This is a genomic window from Paracoccus sp. P2, from assembly GCF_046335115.1.
Lineage (GTDB): Bacteria > Pseudomonadota > Alphaproteobacteria > Rhodobacterales > Rhodobacteraceae > Paracoccus > Paracoccus pantotrophus.
Genome location: NZ_JBGOSN010000013.1, coordinates 76,422 through 94,228, shown reverse-complemented (window position 1 = coordinate 94,228; position 17,807 = coordinate 76,422). Strand labels below are relative to the sequence as shown.

The 17,807-nt window shown below is 69.3% G+C and carries 14 protein-coding genes; 12 read left to right on the top strand and 2 right to left on the bottom strand.

What is annotated here, in order from left to right; translation table 11 throughout:
* The first annotated feature begins 3 nt into the window (after positions 1 to 3).
* From ACDP63_RS10655 to ACDP63_RS10640, 4 genes are all read left to right on the top strand, one after another.
* Positions 4 to 3,102: an efflux RND transporter permease subunit gene (locus tag ACDP63_RS10655; RefSeq protein WP_024844031.1), complete on the top strand. Its 3,099-nt coding sequence runs from the start codon at positions 4 to 6 to the stop codon at positions 3,100 to 3,102.
* Positions 3,099 to 4,142 (top strand): selenide, water dikinase SelD, encoded by a 1,044-nt coding sequence (gene selD, locus ACDP63_RS10650; RefSeq protein WP_024844030.1) that lies wholly within the window; start codon positions 3,099 to 3,101, stop codon positions 4,140 to 4,142. Before ACDP63_RS10655 ends, selD begins: the two co-directional genes overlap by 4 nt.
* Positions 4,143 to 4,237: 95 nt before the next feature.
* On the top strand, positions 4,238 to 4,597 hold the full coding sequence (locus ACDP63_RS10645) for a hypothetical protein (RefSeq protein ID WP_024844029.1): 360 nt from the start codon (positions 4,238 to 4,240) through the stop codon (positions 4,595 to 4,597).
* Positions 4,598 to 4,659: 62 nt separating this feature from the next.
* Entirely contained in the window at positions 4,660 to 5,079 is a 420-nt protein-coding gene (locus tag ACDP63_RS10640; protein ID WP_024844028.1) for a PaaI family thioesterase, read from the top strand.
* Between the two features lies 1 nt (position 5,080).
* On the opposite strand, the gene ACDP63_RS10635 is transcribed toward ACDP63_RS10640, so the two are convergent.
* Positions 5,081 to 5,776, bottom strand: coding sequence for a fumarylacetoacetate hydrolase family protein (locus tag ACDP63_RS10635; RefSeq protein WP_028709771.1), 696 nt, complete (start codon positions 5,774 to 5,776; stop codon positions 5,081 to 5,083).
* Positions 5,777 to 5,889: 113 nt separating this feature from the next.
* On the opposite strand from ACDP63_RS10635, the gene ACDP63_RS10630 reads away from it, so the two are divergent.
* From ACDP63_RS10630 to ACDP63_RS10620, 3 genes are read left to right on the top strand one after another with little or no spacing between them, the layout of a single operon-like run.
* Positions 5,890 to 6,543 (top strand): protein-L-isoaspartate O-methyltransferase family protein, encoded by a 654-nt coding sequence (locus ACDP63_RS10630; RefSeq protein ID WP_024844026.1) that lies wholly within the window; start codon positions 5,890 to 5,892, stop codon positions 6,541 to 6,543.
* 22 nt (positions 6,544 to 6,565) lie between these two features.
* Positions 6,566 to 7,960, top strand: coding sequence for a TolC family outer membrane protein (locus tag ACDP63_RS10625; RefSeq protein WP_024844025.1), 1,395 nt, complete (start codon positions 6,566 to 6,568; stop codon positions 7,958 to 7,960).
* Positions 7,961 to 7,989: 29 nt separating this feature from the next.
* Positions 7,990 to 8,757: a hypothetical protein gene (locus tag ACDP63_RS10620; protein ID WP_143091225.1), complete on the top strand. Its 768-nt coding sequence runs from the start codon at positions 7,990 to 7,992 to the stop codon at positions 8,755 to 8,757.
* Positions 8,758 to 9,096: 339 nt separating this feature from the next.
* Here the strand turns inward: ACDP63_RS10620 and ACDP63_RS10615 are convergent, their stop codons facing one another.
* The gene (locus ACDP63_RS10615; protein WP_024844023.1) at positions 9,097 to 9,879 is read right to left on the bottom strand and encodes a DeoR/GlpR family DNA-binding transcription regulator; all 783 of its coding nucleotides are present in this window, start codon (positions 9,877 to 9,879) and stop codon (positions 9,097 to 9,099) included.
* Between the two features lie 186 nt (positions 9,880 to 10,065).
* Here ACDP63_RS10615 and glpK point away from each other — a divergent pair, with 186 nt between their 5' ends.
* The 5 genes from glpK to purU all read left to right on the top strand — a co-directional run bounded on the left by glpK (position 10,066) and on the right by purU (position 17,799).
* On the top strand, positions 10,066 to 11,553 hold the full coding sequence (gene glpK / locus ACDP63_RS10610) for a glycerol kinase GlpK (protein ID WP_024844022.1): 1,488 nt from the start codon (positions 10,066 to 10,068) through the stop codon (positions 11,551 to 11,553).
* Positions 11,550 to 12,683, top strand: coding sequence for an iron-containing alcohol dehydrogenase (locus ACDP63_RS10605; RefSeq protein ID WP_024844021.1), 1,134 nt, complete (start codon positions 11,550 to 11,552; stop codon positions 12,681 to 12,683). Before glpK ends, ACDP63_RS10605 begins: the two co-directional genes overlap by 4 nt.
* 237 nt (positions 12,684 to 12,920) lie before the next feature.
* The gene (locus ACDP63_RS10600) at positions 12,921 to 15,701 is read left to right on the top strand and encodes a patatin-like protein (RefSeq protein ID WP_024844020.1); all 2,781 of its coding nucleotides are present in this window, start codon (positions 12,921 to 12,923) and stop codon (positions 15,699 to 15,701) included.
* A gap of 223 nt (positions 15,702 to 15,924) precedes the next feature.
* Positions 15,925 to 16,815 carry a bifunctional methylenetetrahydrofolate dehydrogenase/methenyltetrahydrofolate cyclohydrolase FolD gene (gene folD / locus ACDP63_RS10595; protein WP_024844019.1) on the top strand — a complete coding sequence of 297 codons (891 nt, stop codon included), beginning with the start codon at positions 15,925 to 15,927 and terminating at the stop codon, positions 16,813 to 16,815.
* A 99-nt stretch (positions 16,816 to 16,914) separates the two neighbouring features.
* The gene (gene purU, locus ACDP63_RS10590) at positions 16,915 to 17,799 is read left to right on the top strand and encodes a formyltetrahydrofolate deformylase (RefSeq protein ID WP_024844018.1); all 885 of its coding nucleotides are present in this window, start codon (positions 16,915 to 16,917) and stop codon (positions 17,797 to 17,799) included.
* Positions 17,800 to 17,807 lie beyond the last annotated feature (8 nt).

The following is a 17,807-nucleotide window of genomic DNA, read 5'->3' as shown; positions in this document are numbered from 1 at the left end:
GACATGGCGCAATTCTTCATTCACCGCCCGGTCTTTGCCTGGGTGCTGGCCATCGTGACCATGCTGATCGGCACCTGGTCGCTGATCGGCCTGCCGGTCTCGCAATATCCCGACATCGCGCCGACCACGATCCGCATCACCGCCAGCTATTCCGGGGCGACGGCGCGGGCGGTGCAGAACTCGGTCACCACGCCGATCGAGGATGCGCTGACCGGGCTGGACGGGCTGCTCTATACCATCTCGACGGCCTCGACCGGGCGCAGCGTGATCGAGATGGTCTTCGACGACAGCGTGGACCCGGTCGATGCGCTGAACGAGGTGCAGTCCAAGGTCCGCTCGGTCGAAAGCCGGCTGCCGACGCCGGTGCAGAACGACGGCGTGTCGGTCACGCGCTCGTCCTCGTCGATCCTGATGGTCGGCTCGCTGGTCTCGACCACCGGGCAGCATTCCACCATCGAGCTGGGCAACCTGCTGGAGCAGGTGGTCGAGGGCCCGGTCAAGCGCACCGAGGGCGTGGGCGGGGTCAATGTCTTTGGCTCGGGCTATGCCATGCGGATCTGGATGGACCCGCTGCGGCTGGCGCAGTTCCAGCTGACCCCCACCGACCTGACCACCGCCGTGGCGCAGCAGAACAGCACCGTCTCGGTCGGCGCGCTGGGCGAGCAGCCGGTGGTGGCGGGCCAGCAGTTCACCGCCAACATCACCGCGCAAAGCCAGCTGACCTCGGTCGAGGATTTCCGCAACATCCTGCTGAAGACCGGCGAGGACGGCGCCACCGTGCGGCTGGGCGACGTGGCCGAGGTCGAGATCGGCCAGACCCGCTATGGCCGCGATTCGCGCTATAACGGCATGAACGCCTCGGGCTTCGCGGTGAACCTGGCCACCGGCGCCAACGCGGTCGAGACGGCCAGCGCGGTGCGCGCCACGCTGGAGGGGCTGAAGAACGCCCTGCCCGAGGGGGTCGAGGTGCATATCGCCTATGACACCGCGCCCTTCGTCGAACTGTCGATCGAGAAGGTCTATCACACGCTGATCGAGGCCATCGGGCTGGTCTTCCTGGTGATCCTGCTGTTCTTGCAGAACTGGCGCGCGACGCTGATCCCGATCATCGCCATTCCGGTCGTGCTGCTGGGCACCTTCGGCATGCTGGCGGCGCTGGGATATTCGGTCAATACGCTGACCATGTTCGCCATGGTGCTGGCCATCGGCCTTTTGGTGGACGACGCCATCGTCGTGGTCGAGAACGTCGAGCGGGTGATGGAGGAGGACGGGCTGGGCCCGGTCGAGGCCACGGAAAAGAGCATGGGCCAGATCAGCGGCGCGCTGGTCGGCATCGCGCTGGTCCTGTCGGCGGTGTTCCTGCCCATGGGCTTCATGCCCGGCTCGACCGGGGTGATCTATCGCCAGTTCTCGGTCACGATCATCACCGCCATGGTGCTGTCCCTGCTGGTGGCGCTGATCCTGACCCCGGCGATGTGCGCGAGCCTGCTGCGCCAAAGCCACGGCCCGGCGCGCTTTGCCCCCGCCCGCTGGTTCAATGCGGGCTTCGAGCGGGTGACGCGCGGCTATTCCGCCACCGTGCGCCGCAGCCTGCGCCGGCCGTTCCTGGTCATGCTGCTGCTGGCCGCGATCAGCTATGGCGCCACCGACCTGTTCGGCCGCATGCAAACCACCTTCATCCCCGGCGAGGACCAGGGCGTGCTGCAATCGCGCATCACCCTGACCGAGGGCTCGACCGCGCAGCAGACCGCCGCCGTGGTGCAGGAGATCGAGCAATACATGCTGACCGAGGAAAGGGAGGCGGTGGATTCGGTCTTTGTCGCCATGGGCTTCGGCTTTTCGGGCACCTCGCAAAGCCGGGCCATGGTCTTTGTCAAGCTGCGCGACTTCGACCAGCGCAAGGATCCGGCGCTTTCGGCCAGCGCCGTCGCCTCGCGTGCCAATGCACGCTTCCAGAACCATCGGGCGGGACGCATCACCTTCCTGCAGCCGCCGGCGATTCCGCGGCTGGGCAATGCGGCCGGCTTCAGCATGTTCCTGCTGGACCAGTCCGGCGGTGGGACCGAGGCGCTGACCCAGGCCGCCGAGGCGCTGGAGCGGGCGGCGGCCGAGGATCCGCGCCTGCAAAGCGTCGAAAGCAGCGGCACCGAATCCGAGGCGGCGCTGAAGATCGACATCGACCAGCAAAAGGCGGAAAGCCTGGGCGTCAGCCTGTCAGGGGTGAATGCCATGCTCTCGACCATCTTCGCCGGGACCGAGGTGAACGATTTCTCGCTGGGCGCGCAATTGCGGCCGGTGATCGTCCAGGGGGCGGCGGCCAACCGCATGCAGCCCGAGGACGTGGACAGCTGGTATGCCCGCAACGCCAATGGCGAGATGGTGCCCTTTACCGCCTTCATGACCACCCGCTGGGAGCCGGTCGAGCCGAGCCTGTCGCGCATGGACAGTATCGACGCCATCGAGATCACCGGCCAGCAGAGCGACAGCGCCAGCTCGGGCGAGGCGATGGCGGCCATGGAGGAACTGGTGGCGCAGCTTCCCGGCGGCTATGGCACGGCCTGGACCGGGCTTTCCTATCAGGAGCGGCAATCGGGCAACCAGGCGCCCTGGCTTTTCGCGCTGTCGGCGCTGGTGGTGTTCCTGTCGCTGGCGGCGCTTTACGAAAGCTGGTCGGTTCCGTTCTCGGTCATGCTGGCGGTGCCGGTCGGCGTCCTGGGCGCAGTGGTGGCGGCGCTGACCTTCGGCCAGGCCAATGACGTCTATTTCAAGGTCGGCATCCTGACCACCATCGGCCTGGCGGCCAAGAACGCCATCCTGATCGTCGAATTCGCCCGCGACCTGGAGCAATCCGGCCGCGCCACCGTCGCGGCGGCGGTCGAGGCGGCGCGGCTGCGGCTGCGGCCGATCCTGATGACCTCGCTGGCCTTTATCCTGGGGGTGCTGCCGCTGGCCATCGCCACCGGGGCGGGGGCGGCGGCGCAGAACTCGATCGGCATCGGGGTGATGGGCGGGATGATGGCGGCGACCTTCCTTGGCATCTTCATGGTCCCGGCCTTCTACGTTACCGTGCGCCGGCTGACCGACAGGAGAGCCCGGACATGAACGACCTTCCCCGACTGACCTCGCTGGCGCATGGCGGCGGCTGCGGCTGCAAGCTGGCGCCCTCGGTCCTGCGCGAATTGCTGGCCGACCAGCCCCTGGCGCAGGCGTTCCCGCAATTGCTGGTCGGGACCGAGACCTCGGACGATGCCGCGGTCTGGCAGGTCGACGACAACACCTGCGTCATCGCCACCACGGATTTCTTCATGCCGATGGTGGACGATCCGCGCGCCTTCGGCCGCATCGCCGCGACCAATGCGATTTCCGACATCTATGCCATGGGCGGCCGGCCGATCATGGCGCTGGCCATCCTGGGCATGCCGATCGACAAGCTGGCCCCCGAACAGATCCGCGAGATCCTGGAGGGCGGGCGCGAGATCTGCCATGAGGCCGGCATTCCGGTGGCGGGCGGCCATTCCATCGACGCGCCCGAGCCGATCTACGGGCTGGCGGTGATCGGTCTCTGCCATCCGTCCGAACTGCGCCGCAATGCCGATGCGCGGCCGGGCGATGCGCTGATCCTGACCAAGGGGCTGGGCGTCGGCATCTATTCCGCCGCCATCAAGAAGGGCGCGCTGGACGCGGCCGGGATCGCCGAGATGATCGGCTCGGCCACCACGCTGAACAAGGTCGGCGCCGAGCTGGCCAAGCGGGCCGATGTGCATGCGATTACCGACGTGACCGGCTTCGGCATCCTGGGCCACGGGCTGGAGATCGCGCGGGGCGCCGGGCTGCGGCTGCGGCTGCGGCTGGCCGACCTGCCGCTGCTGTCGCGGGCGGCGGAACTGGCCGAGGCGGGATTCGTCACCGGTGCCTCGACCCGGAACTGGGCCGCCTATGGCGCCGAGGTCGAACTGCCCGAGGGGCTGGCGCCCTGGCAGCGGGCGCTGCTGACCGATCCGCAGACCTCGGGCGGGCTCCTGGTCGCCTGCGCGCCCGAGGCCGCCGGCGAGGTGCTGGATTTCATCCGCGGCGCGGGTTTCCCGCTGGCGGCCGTCGTCGGCCATGCCGAGCGGGGGGGCGCGGGCATCCTGGTCGAATAGCGCCGGGATTCCTGGGTATTTGGGGAACGAAGAAGCGGCGGGCGGCGCGGAACCCGGCGCTGCAGCGGACGTTGGGACGCAGGAGGATGCAGCCCATGCCCCAGATTTCCCCGTTCCGTTCCCTGGCCCTGAGCCTGGCGCTGGCCTGCCTGGCCGCGCCGCTTTCGGCACAGACCGCACCGGCCGCCGAGGAGCAGCCGCAGCAGTCCGCCCAGGCCGCGGCGGGCGAATGCCCACCCGCAGCAGCCCAGGCCGAACCCGCGACGCCCGAGACCGCCTTGGCCGACGGCACGGCGCCCGAGAACTCGGGCTCGACCGGCTGGACGGGCGGCACCGGCGGGTCGATGATCGGCACCAACCCTTCGGGTGCGGATCACGCCAGCCGGACCTGGCAGCCGCCCACCGCCCGGGGCCTTGATCTTGCCGGCCATCCCGAACCGGCGCCGGCCTGCTGATCCGGCGGACGATTGACGCTGGCGCCCCGGCCGCGGAAGATGCGGGCAAAACGGGGACCGCGATGACCGACGACCAGAATCCTGCCGCCATCGAGGCGCATTCGCCCTATTCCGAATCGCTGGAGATGCAGGTGGTCGCCGCCACGCTCGACGAGGTGGTGCTGCGCATGCCGGTGACGCGCAGCCTGACCAATCGCAACGGCGTGCTGCATGGCGGCGCGATCATGAGCCTGGCCGATCATGCCGCCGGCACCGCCACTCATCTGCGCCTGCCCCAGGGCGCGGCCACCACGACGCTGGAAAGCAAGACGAACTTCCTGCGCCCGATTCGCCTGGGCGACGTGGCCGAGGCCCGGCCCCGGCCGCTGCACCTGGGCCGGACCACGATGATCTGGCAGACCGATATCCTGCGTGGCGACGGCAAGCTTGCTGCCGTGGTGATCCAGACCCAGCTGGTGCTGGAATGGAAGGAGCCCGGCTGAGCTATTGCGCCGGACCGATGGTCAGTTCGACCGGTTCCAGCCCCTCGACCTCGCCGGCCAGCCGGTCGCCTTCCGCAACCGCGCCGACCCCGGCGGGCGTGCCGGTCATGATCAGGTCGCCCGGCGCGAGGTGGTAATAATGCGACAGGTCCGCGATCAGTTCCGGGATGGACCAGACCATGTCCGAAATCGGCGCATCCTGCCGCAGGGCGCCGTTCACCTCCAGCCGGATGCGTTGCCTCGCCGGGGTGAAGTCCCGCGCCGGGGTGAGCGCCGAGAACACGGCCGCCCCCTCGAAATTCTTGCCCAGATCCCAGGGATGGCGCTTGTCCTTGGCCCGCGCTTGCAAGTCCCGCCGCGTCATGTCGAGGCCCGTGCCATAGCCCCAGACCGCGGCCATCGCCCGCGCCGGCGCGATGCGGAAGGCGGGGGCGCCGATCGCCACCACCAGCTCGATTTCGTGATGCAGGTCGCGCGTGCCGGGCGGATAGGGCAGGGTCGCGCCACTTTGCCGCACCGCATGGGCGGATTTCAGGAAATAGAACGGCGCCTCGCGGTCGACCTCGGCCCCCATCTCGGCGGCATGGGCGGCATAGTTGCGCCCGACGCAGAAAATGCGGTTTGCCGGGAATCGCGCGTCTTGGCCGGAAACCGGCAGCGCGGCGGGCGGGGGCGGGGGGAACAGATATTCGCTCATGCCCGCGACCCTGCCACGGTAATGCAGTCGCGGCAAGAATGCGGGCGCCGTTGCCCGCACCGGATTTTCATGGCAAGAGAGCGTAAAGCCAACCGAATGCAGGGTTCGCATACATGACCGATTTCGCGCAGCGCCGCACCATGATGGTCGACACTCAGGTGCGTCCGAACGAAGTGACCAGCTATCCCGTCATCGAGGCGATGCTGAACGTCCCGCGCGAGCAGTTCGTCCCCGAATCGCGCCGGGACGTGGCCTATGCCGGCAACAATATCGACCTTGCCCCCGGCCGCGTCCTGCTGGAGCCGCGGACGCTGGGCAAGATGATGGATGTGCTGAACCTGCAAAACGGCGACCTGGTGCTGGATGTCGGTTGCGGCTACGGCTATTCCGCCGCCGTCATGGCCCGCATCGCCGAGGCCGTCGTCGCGCTGGAAGAGGACGCCGCGATGGCTGCCGAGGCGGAAAGCCGGCTGGCGGCGCAGGACGTGTTCAACGTCGCCGTGGTCCAGGGCGCGCTTTCCGAGGGCTGCGCCGGCCAGGCCCCCTATGACGCCATCCTGATCGAGGGTGCGGTCGAGCAGGTGCCCCAGGCGCTGGCCGAACAGCTGCGCGAGGGCGGCCGCATCGTCGCCATGTTCCGCGAGGGCAATCTGGGCACCGTCCGCATCGGCCACAAGCTGGACGGGCGGTTGAACTGGCGCTTTGCCTTCAATGCCGTCGCCCCGCTGCTGCCGGGCTTTGCGCGTCCGCGGGGTTTTGTCTTGTGATTCCGACAGGAAAGGCCATGGCATGTTTCGCAAAACGCTGAGAACTCTGCGGCCTCCGCTGATCGCAGCCCTGCTTGCGGGCGCGACGACCGCCCCGGCCGGGGCCGAATCGCTGGCCGATGCCATGGTCGCAGCCTATCGCCACTCGGCGCTGCTGGAGCAGAACCGCGCCGTGCTGCGCGCCGCGGACGAGGACGCGGCCACCGCCCTGGCCCAGCTGCGCCCGGTCGTGCAATGGATCGCCGAACACAGTTTCCAGAAGATCAACGGCCTGGCCATCGGCCGCTCGACCGGCATCGGGCTGCAGGCCCAGATCACGCTTTACGACTGGGGCCGCAACGCTATCGCCATCGACGCGGCCAAGGAGACCGTGCTGGCCACCCGCGCCGCGCTGGTCGGCGTGGAACAGGACGTGCTGCTGGGCGCGGTCCAGGCCTATCTGGACGTGCGCAGCGCGACCGAACAGGTTGATCTGCAAGCCAATTCCGTGCGGGTGATCGGTCAGGAGCAGCAGGCCGCCTCGGATCGTTTCGAGGTGGGCGAGATCACCCAGACCGACGTGTCGCAGGCCGATGCCGCCCTGGCCGCGGCGCGTGCCAGCCTGGCGGCCGCACGCGGCAATCTGGAGGTCGCGCGCGAGGCCTATCGCGCCGCGACCGGCCGGGCGCCGGGCCAGTTGGCGCCGCCGCCGCCCACGCCGGCGCTGCCCGCCTCGCTCGAGGCGGCGCGGCAGATCGGCCAGCGCAGCCATCCGGCGATCCTGCAGGCGCAGCGCCTGGCCGCCGCTGCCGAACTGGGCGTCGCTGCCGCTGCCGCCGCGCGCAATCCGACGCTGACCGGCCAGGCCAGCATCGGCCGGTCGAAGGAATTGTCGATCCAGGGGCAGGAATCGACCCGCAACACGCTGGGCGCTTCGCTCAGCCTGTCGCAGACGATCTATTCCGGCGGCCGACTGCCCTCGGCGCATCGCAAGGCCATGGCGCAGCGCGACCAGGCGCGGGCCGGGCTGCTTCAGGTGTCGCGCCAGGTCGATGAGGCGGTCGGCCGGTCCTGGGCAGGCATCGACGTGGCAAGGGCGCAGATCAGTGCCATCGACGAGCAGATCGTCGCCGCGCAGCAGGCCTACGAAGGCGTGCGCGAAGAGGCGACGCTGGGCGCGCGCACGACGCTGGACGTGCTGGATGCCGAGCAATTGCTGCTCGAGGCGCGGGCCAACAAAATCTCGGCCGAGGCCAATCTGCAATTAGCACATTATCAACTTCTGGCTGCTATGGGTCTGTTGACGGTGGAAAACCTGAAACTGGGGATACCGACCTATGACCCATCGGCCTATTACAATGCGGTGCAGGACGCACCCTATACCAGCAGGCAGGGCGAAAGCCTCGACCGCGTCTTGCGCGCGCTCGGCAGGGACTGACGCCGCCGCCCTCGATCCGGGGGCACATCATGCAGCATGAGGTTATGCGGCCACTGGCGCCGGGCCCCGGCTCGGACAATGTCGGCGACGTTCTGGCCTCGATCCGCCGGCTCATCGCCCAGGATGAGGCGGGCTGCCGTATCCCGGACCCGGCGCTGAACGCGCTGCCGGCCGAGGGCGAGGCGTCGCCGGCGCAGACCGCGCCGCTGCCGGCGGGCCGTCCGGCATTCCCTGCGCGAATCACCCCCTTGGTGCTGGATAGCAGCACCCTGGTCGCGGGCCAGCCTATGAAAGCTCCGCAAGCTGGCGCCCCTTCGGCATCGGAGCCGCAGGTCTTCGGCGATTGGCTGCGCATGCCGCCGGCCGAGGAATCTGCGGCGGTCGAGGCCGCGCCGGTGCGGTCAGATGCGACCGAACCCGCGCAAGCCGATGCGGGGACCACACCCGCCCCCCACCAACCCCTTGGCCCTTCGCCCGAGGCGCCGACAAGCACCATTCTGCAAATGGAGGAAACCATGCTGGAAACCATGCTGCATGCCAATGCTTCCGTGACCCCGATCAACCCGGCTGCCCAGGCACAGGCCGCTGAAGCCATGGCCCGCGACACCGGCGAGCCGCATCTTTTCGCGCCCCAGGACAAGGATGCGCAAAAGGGCACCCATCTGCGTGGCATGATCCGCGAGGCGATCCGGCAGGAGCTTCAGGGCGAGATCGGCAACCGGCTCAGCCGTAACCTGCAACAGATGATCCGGCACGAGATCGAACTGGCGTTGCGGCAGATGTGCGAACAGGACTGAACCGGCGTCGCGGCAGCGGGTTTCGGCCGCCGCGCGCCGGTCCGGGACGGGGTTCCGCTTCGTCTTGCCCTGAGCATGCGTCTCGATCCGGCCGGTTGCGAGGGATGCCCGTCGTGTTTCATTTGCCGATCGGCTTCGCGCCGCAAGCCAGGCCTGGGGGGCTTTCCCGAGGGCTGCGGGATCGGTTCAGCGCGATGCAGAGCCGTTTCAGCCCGCGCGTCGGATGGGCGGTCGCGCCCTTCGTCAGCCGGCTGTCGGTGCCGGATCGCCTTTGGCCGTCCCGGCGCGGCGACCCGGTCATCCGCCGATCGTTCGTGCCGGGCTGGTTCCGGTTGTTCGTCAATCCGCGCTCTGGCTTGCCGGGGGACAAAGCCGCACTTCGGTGCGCCATTCCGTGCAGCGCCGGTGCAGATCCTGGGGCAGGGGCTGGTCGGTGAAGACGGCGTCCAACTCGGCCAGGCTGGCGATGCGGGCCGGCGCCGGGCGGCCGATCTTGGAATGATCCGTGACCAGGAAGGCGCGGCGCGACTGGCGCAGGATGGCGCGGCTGACCCGCACCTCGGCCAGGTCGAAGTCCAGCAGGTCGCCGTCATGGTCCAGCGCCGAAGTGCCGATGACCGCGTAATCCACCTTGAACTGCTCGAAGAACTGGGTGGTGAGTTCCCCCACCAACCCCCCGTCCGAGCGGCGCAGCGTGCCGCCCGTCACCATGATCTCGCAGCCCGGATTGGCCAGCAGGATATTGGCGACATTCATGTTGTTGGTGATGACGGTGATGTTGGAATGATGGATCAGCGCGCGGGCCACCGCCTCGGTCGTGGTGCCCAGGTTCAGGATCAGGCTGCAATTGTCGGGGATCTCCGCCGCGCAGGCCGCGCCGATGGCGGCCTTGGCCTCGGCATTCATGCGCCGTCGCGCCTCGTAGCCCAGGTTGACCGCGCCGGCGCGCGGCACCGCCCCGCCATGCACGCGGTCCAGAAGGCCCGCCCCCGCCATCTCGCCCAGGTCGCGGCGGATCGTCTGCAAGGTCACGTCGAAACGCTGCGCCAGATCCTCGACCAGCACCCGGCCTTCGGCGCGGGCGAGTTCCAGGATCTCGTTCTGGCGTATGCTGAGCGCCACCGGGCTCTCCATCGGCTGGATCGCGATCACTTTATGCGATCAAGCCTCGCGCGCAAGCGTTCCTTGCGGGGCATGGAACCGGCGCCGATGTTCGGATCGCGGCGATCCGCCCGGAAACGAAAGCCGCTTGACCGACCGGATGCCGCGGTGCAGCCTGCGCATCACCCCGATGACAGCAGGCCGCCGATGACCCATATCCTTGCCATCGACCAGGGCACGACCTCGTCCCGGGCCATCGTCTTTGACGCTGGCCTGCGTCCGGTCGCCTCGGCGCAGCACGAGTTTGCGCAGCACTACCCCTCCTCGGGCTGGGTCGAGCATGACCCTTCGGACCTTTGGGTCAGCGTGGCGGGCGTGGCGCGCGCGGCGGTGGAGAAGGCCGGGATCCATGCCCGCGACATCGCCGCCATCGGCATCACCAACCAGCGCGAGACCACGCTGCTCTGGGACCGGCAGACCGGCCGGCCGCTGCACCGCGCCATCGTCTGGCAGGACCGCCGCACCGCCGATCTTTGCGCCCGGCTGAGCGCCGAGGGGCACGAGCCGATGATCGCCGCCCGCACCGGCCTGCTGCTCGATCCCTATTTCTCGGGCTCCAAGCTGAAATGGCTGCTCGACCATGTCGAGGGCGCCCGCGCCCGCGCCCGGCGCGGCGAACTGGCCTTCGGCACCGTCGACAGCTGGCTGATCTGGAACCTGACCGGTGGCAAGGTGCATGCCACCGACGCCACCAACGCTGCGCGCACGCTGCTCTACAACATCGCCGAGAACCGCTGGGACGCCGAGATCTGCGCGCTTTTCGACATTCCCATGCAGCTTCTGCCCGAGGTCAGGGATTGCGCCGCCGATTACGGCACCACGCGGGCGGACCTGTTCGGGCGCGAGATCCCGATCCTGGGGGTTGCGGGCGATCAGCAGGCGGCGACGGTGGGCCAGGCCTGTTTCGCGCCGGGCATGATGAAATCGACCTATGGCACCGGCTGTTTCGCGCTGCTGAACACCGGCGCGGACATGGTGGCCTCGACGAACCGCCTGCTGACCACCATCGCCTATCGGCTGGGGGGGCGGACGACCTATGCGCTGGAGGGGTCGATCTTCATCGCCGGTGCGGTGGTGCAATGGCTGCGCGACGGGCTGGGGCTGATCGGTCGGGCATCCGAGACGCAGGCGCTGGCCGAGGCGGCGGATCCGGGCCAGGATCTGGTCCTGGTGCCGGCCTTCACCGGGCTTGGGGCACCCTATTGGCGGCCGGATTGCCGCGGTGCAATCTTCGGGTTGACGCGGGCCTCGGGCCCGGCCGAGCTGGCGCGGGCGGCGCTGGAGAGCGTGGGTTTCCAGACCCGCGACCTGTGGGAGGCGATGCGGGCGGATTGGCCGGCTGCGGCGCGGGGCGTGCTGCGGGTGGATGGCGGCATGGCGGCGAGCGGCTGGACCATGCAGTTCCTGGCCGACATTCTGGGCGCGCCGGTGGATCGCCCGGCGGTGACCGAGACGACGGCGCTTGGCGCGGGCTACCTGGCGGGGTTGCAGGCGGGCCTGTGCCCGCCGCCCGAGGATTTCGCCCGCGCCTGGTCGCTGGAGCGCCGCTTCGAACCCGCCATGCCCGATGCCGACCGCGAGGCCCGATACGCAAGGTGGAAAACCGCCGTCGCCGCAACGATGGGGGTGGTATGACCGCGTTTTCCTTTGCCCTGCCGGGCCGGGTGGTCTTTGGCCGCGGCGAGGCGCAGAGGGCGCCGGCGCTGATCCGCGCCCATGGCCCGCGCGGCGTGCTGGTGCATGGCGCGAACCCGGCCCGCGCCGCCTGGCTGCTCGACGCGCTGCGCGCCGAGGGCGCCGAGGTCATGGCCGTGACCTGCGGGGCCGAGCCGACCCTGCCCATGCTGGAGGCGGCGCTGGATCAGGCCAGGGGCTTCGGCGCCGATTGGGTCGCGGCGCTGGGCGGCGGCGCGGCGCTGGACCTGGGCAAGGCGCTGGCGGCGTTGATCCCGGCGCCGGGCGGAATCATGGATCACCTGGAGGTGGTTGGCCGTGGCCTGCCGCTGGCCGCCCCGCCCTTGCCCTTCATCGCCCTGCCGACCACCGCCGGCACCGGCGCCGAGGCGACGCGCAACGCGGTGATCGGGCTGCCCGAGCATGGCCGCAAGGTCTCGATCCGGGACGAGCGCATGCTGCCGCGCCTGGCCATCGTCGATCCGGCCCTGACCGACCATTGCCCGCGCGCGGTGACGCTGGCCTCGGGGCTCGATGCGCTGGCGCAGGTGATCGAGCCCTATGTCTCGGCCCGCGCCACGCCCTTTACCGATGCGCTGGTGCGTCCCGCGATCCTGCCGGGCCTGCGGGCGCTGAAGCGGCTGATCGAGGCCGAGGATGCGGCGGCGCGCGACGTGATGGCCTGGGTCAGCCTTTGCGGCGGGATGGCGCTGGCGAATGGCGGGCTGGGCGCGGTCCACGGCCTTGCCGGCGTGATCGGCGGCGTGACGCCCGCCGCGCATGGCGCGATCTGCGGCGCGTTGCTGGGGCCGGTGCTGGCGATGAACCGCGCCCACAGTCCCGACCCGACCCGCATCCACGAGGTCTGCGGCGAGATCGCCGGCGTTCTCGGCGGTGGTGCCGGCGAGGCGCCGCAAGGGCTTTCCTGCTGGGCGCGTGCCGCCGGGCTGCCAGGGCTGGGCGCGCAGGGGTTGGACCCGGCCCGGCACCGGGCGGTGGCCGAAGCCTCGCTCGGCAGTTCCTCGATGAAGGGCAATCCCTTCGTCCCCTCGGTGCTGCAGCTGTGCGAGGTCTTGCGCGAGGCAGGCTGAGGGGGCCGTCGGCCGGTTTTCGGCGCGGGTCGCCCCGGATCCGCGCCGCGGCCTGATCGCCGCGCATGATGCGTGGCGCGCTGGCGCCTGTCGCGTCTTGCAACGGGCCGGATCTGGGTGATCGCTCGCCCGGCTGATGGTTGCATTTCCCGCGAGACAATTTGGCGGATTTCGCTTATCGTGCTGAAACAGAACGGTTCTTGTCACCTGTCAGCCAGACGGTATCGGGGGGACGGAATGGTCGAACGGGCCACGGGTGAGGTGCGCTTCGCGGTCGTCCTGTACGGCGGCGTCTCGCTGGCGATCTACATGAACGGCATCGCGCAGGAACTGCTGCGCATGGTGCGCGGCAGTTCCGACCTGCCGGACGAGGCGCTGGCGCCTGGCGAACTGATCTATCGCCGGCTGTCGCGCGCGCTGGCGGGCCCGCGCGGCGGGCGCAAGCGCTTCGTGATCGACATCATCTCGGGCACCTCGGCGGGCGGGATCAACGGCGTGGCGCTGGCCAAGGCGCTGGTTGTGGGCGCGCGCGACATCGACATCCTGCGCGAGGCCTGGACGGAAAAAGCCGATATCGGCCAGTTGCTCAACGACCGCCAGGGCATTGCCGGCCGCCTGCGCCCGACCGAATCGCTGCTGGACGGCGGCCATATGTTCCGGGTGCTGCACGACACGCTGGCCCGGCTGACCGGCGACGGCCGGCCGCTGGCCGAGACGGTGGACCTGTTCGTCACCGCCACCGACCTGCACGGCCGGCAGGCGCCGATCCACCTGACCGGCGCGCGGCTGGACGAAAGGGTCCACCGCAAGGTGTTCCATTTCGCCTATGACGGGGCGGGCCGCAACGATTTCGGCCCCGGAAACGAGGCCATGCTGGCCTTTGCCGCGCGCTGCACCTCGTCCTTTCCGGTGGCCTTTCCGCCGATGCGCTTTGCCGACATGCCGGCCGCGGCGCAGGATGCCGGCTTTGCCCGCTTCTTCGACCACGACCCGGATTATGCCGGCCGGCCGTTCGCCGATGGCGGCTATCTGGACAACCGGCCCTTCAGCTATGCGACCGGGCTGATCCCGTCGCGCCCGACCACCCTGCCGGGCGAGCGCAAGCTTCTGTTCATCGACCCTTTCCCCGAGGCGCCCGCGCCCTCCGGCCAGCCGTCCGAGCCGGTCGATTTCCTGCAAAACGCCCAGCTGGCGCTGACCGGGCTGCCGCGCTACGAGGTGATCCGCGACGATATCCGCGCCATTGCCCGCATGAACCGGCGGCTGGAGCGGCTGGGCGCCTTGCAGACCCGCTGGCGCGAGGACCAGCGGCGGGTCGAGGCGGCCGGGCGCAAGATGCGGCAAAGGCGCAAGCCGGCCGACCTGGACCGGATGGACCTGGCCGACCTGATGACCGGCGCCTATCAATACCCGCAGAACTACCCGCTTTATCACCACCTGCGGGTCTATGGCACCACCGACGGGCTGTCGGCGATGGTGGCCGGGCTGGCCGGATACCCGCCGGATTCGGACGTGGCGCTGTATCTGCGCCAGATCCTGCGTGGCTGGCGCGACGAGAACTTCAGCGCCTATCACGCCGAGGGCCGCGAGACCGAGAACGCCTACCTGTCCCGCTATGACCTGGATTTCCGGCTGCGCCGGCTGATCCATCTGCGCGCCCATATCGACGAGGCGCTGGACCGGCGCGAGCGCATCCAGGGCGAGAACGTGGCGCTGCACCTGTCCCCGGAACTGCTGGCGCCCCTGCGCGTCCGGATCGAAGAGGAACTGGCCGAGCTGCGCCGCCTGGCCAGTCCCGACGGCAGCCGGGCGCAGGCCCTGCTGGCCGGCGCCGAGATCCTTCGGCTGGACGGGCTGATCTCGGCCGAATACAGCGCGGTGATGAAGCTTGCGACGCTCGATCAGCGGTATCGCAGGGCGCGCGAGATCTATCGCGGCACGGAAATCAAGGCGCTGGTGGACAAGGCACTGGCCCGGCTGGGCCGGGACATGCGCGCGGTCTTCGACGCCAGCAGCGCCCGCATCCGCGCCGACCTGGCCCAGCCCGAATTGCAGCCGCTTCTGGATGTCTATGACGATTTCCATTGGCATGACGTGATGACCTATCCCTTCCTGGAGGGGTCCGAGCTTCAGGAACATTCGCAGGTCGAGGTGTTCCGCGTCAGCCCCGCCGACAGCGGGCTGAACCCGCGGCCCGACAAGCTGGCGGGCATCGCCGTCGGTGCCTTCGGCGGCTTCCTGAACCGGGACTGGCGCGAGCATGACATCCTGTGGGGCCGGCTCGACGGGGCCGAGCGTATCGTCGCGGCGCTGATGTCCGACCGCCCCGAGGCCGAGCGCAACGCCTGGATACAGGAGTTCCAGAACCAGATCCTGCGCGAGGAATATGGCGAAGTGGCGGGCCAGGCCCGGCGGCTGGCGCTGCTCAAGGCCAAGCTGCGCGATGCCCGCATCGACGAGGACGCCTTCGAGGAGACTGCCGCCCAGGCGCTGGGGGTCAAGGACGCGGCCGAGCTGGACCTGCGGCGTTTCGGCACGCATTACAAGGATTTCAAGCCCATCGGACCGCGCCCGCCCGAGATCGCGGGCTGGAGCAGCCGCGCCATGGCGATCCTGTCGCGCATGATCGACGATCTGCCCGACGACGGCATCCTGCGCATGCTGGGCAGCCGCGGGGCGGCGGCGCTGCGGGCCGGTGGCGGGCTGATCTCGGGCTTTGCGCGCTTTGCCATGCCCGGCAGCTACTGGCGGATGCTGGCGGACAAGATGCTGTTCCTGGCCATGCTGGCGGGGTTGCTGGTGGTGCTGCTGTCGCCCTGGCTGGGATCGGCGGCTGCCAGGATCGGCTGGCTGCTGCTTGCGGTCGCGATCGCGACCTGGCTCCTGCTCCACAGCTTCGGGCGCTGGCTGCGCGGGCGCGACAGCCTGCCGCAGGCGTTGCGCTGGCTGGCGCTCTGCGTTGCGCTGGCGCTGATGGGCGTGGGGCTGGCAACTGTCGCAGATCGCCTGTTCGGCTGACGCAGCCCGCGCGAGGCCGCGTCGCAAACCGACTGCGCCTTGTCGCAATAGGGCCTGAGCGTTGCGCCGCCCGGTTGGAAAAAGGCGTCAACGGGGATAGAGGCGAACCGGAACGGGCAGGCCCGCGATGAATCGGGCTTGCGCATGCCGGCGCCTGCGCTATCCGCGCGCGGAGGGGCCGGGGTCTGCGCGAGGGATGCGGAATGCGAAGGAGAACGGGCCTATGGGGGCAAGGATCATCGACGGCAAGGGTTTTGCTTCTGGTGTTCGGGGGCGGGTTGCAGAGGCTGTGGCCCGGCTGAAGGCGGCGCATGGGATCACGCCCGGCCTGGCGGTGGTGCTGGTGGGCGAGGATCCGGCCAGCCAGGTCTATGTCCGCAACAAGGGCGTCCAGACCCGCGAGGCCGGCATGGCGAGCTTTGAGCACAAGCTGCCGGCCGAGACCCCGCAGGCGGAACTGCTGGCGCTGATCGCCCGGCTGAACGCCGATCCGGCCGTCCATGGCATCCTGGTGCAGCTGCCGCTGCCCGGGCATATGGACGCCGAGGCGGTGATCAACGCCATCGACCCGAGGAAGGACGTGGACGGCTTCCATGTGCTGAACGTGGGCCTGCTCGGCACCGGGCAGAAGGCGATGGTGCCCTGCACGCCCTTGGGCTGCCTGATGCTCTTGCGCGACGCCCTCGGCGATCTTGCCGGGCTGAACGCGGTGGTGGTCGGGCGCTCGAACATCGTCGGCAAGCCGATGGCGCAACTGTTGTTGAACGAAAGCTGTACGGTGACCATCGCGCACAGTCGGACGCGGGATCTGGCGGGGCTGTGCCGCAGCGCCGACATCCTGGTCGCGGCGGTGGGCCGGCCGCGGATGATTCGCGGCGACTGGGTCAAGCCGGGCGCCACGGTGATCGACGTGGGCATCAACCGCATCGAGGAGGAGGGCCGCACGCGCCTGGTCGGCGACGTGGATTTCGAGGGTGCAGCAGGGGTCGCGGGCGCCATCACCCCGGTGCCGGGCGGCGTCGGGCCGATGACCATCGCCTGCCTTTTGGCCAATACGCTGACCGCCTGCTGCCGGGCCAATGGCTGGCCCGAGCCCGAGGGGCTGACCGCCTGAGCGCGCCGCCGCACCGGGGGCGCTTCGCCCCCCCGGACCCCCCGAGGATATTTGCACAAGGAAGAAACCAGGGCCCGTGCCCTTTCAGTGGAGAGCCAGATGAAGAAATACACGCTGACGGTCGCCTGCCCCTCGACCCGCGGCATCGTCGCCACCGTGGCCGGCTTTCTGGCCGAGCACGGCTGCAACATCACCGATTCGAGCCAGTTCGACGATACCGAGACCGGCAAGTTCTTCATGCGGGTGAGCTTCGTTTCCGAGGAAGGCGCGGGGCTGGAGGAGTTGCGCGAAGGTCTGGCCGAACCGGCCAGGCCCTTCGACATGCAATACGCCATCCATGACGAGGCCGAGAAGATGAAGGTCGTGATCATGGTCAGCCGCTTTGGCCATTGCCTGAACGACCTCTTGTATCGCTGGCGCATCGGCGCGCTGCCGATCGACATCGTGGCGGTGATCTCGAACCACATGGATTATCAGAAGGTGGTGGTGAACCACGACATCCCCTTCCATTGCATCAAGGTCACCAAGGAGAACAAGCCGCAGGCCGAGGCGCAGCTGATGGCCGTGGTCGAGGATTCGGGCGCCGAGCTGGTGGTGCTGGCGCGCTACATGCAGGTGCTGTCGGATGAGCTTTGCCGCAAGATGTCGGGGCGGATCATCAACATCCACCATTCCTTCCTGCCGAGCTTCAAGGGCGCCAATCCCTACAAGCAGGCCTTCGAGCGCGGGGTGAAGCTGATCGGCGCGACCAGCCATTACGTCACCGCCGACCTGGACGAGGGCCCGATCATCGAGCAGGACATCATCCGCGTGACCCACGCGCAATCGCCCGAGGATTATGTCAGCCTGGGCCGCGACGTGGAAAGCCAGGTGCTGGCCCGCGCCATCCACGCCCATATTCACCGCCGGGTGTTCCTGAACGGCAACAAGACCGTCGTCTTCCCCGCTTCGCCGGGAAGCTACGCCTCCGAGCGCATGGGCTGAGAGTGCGG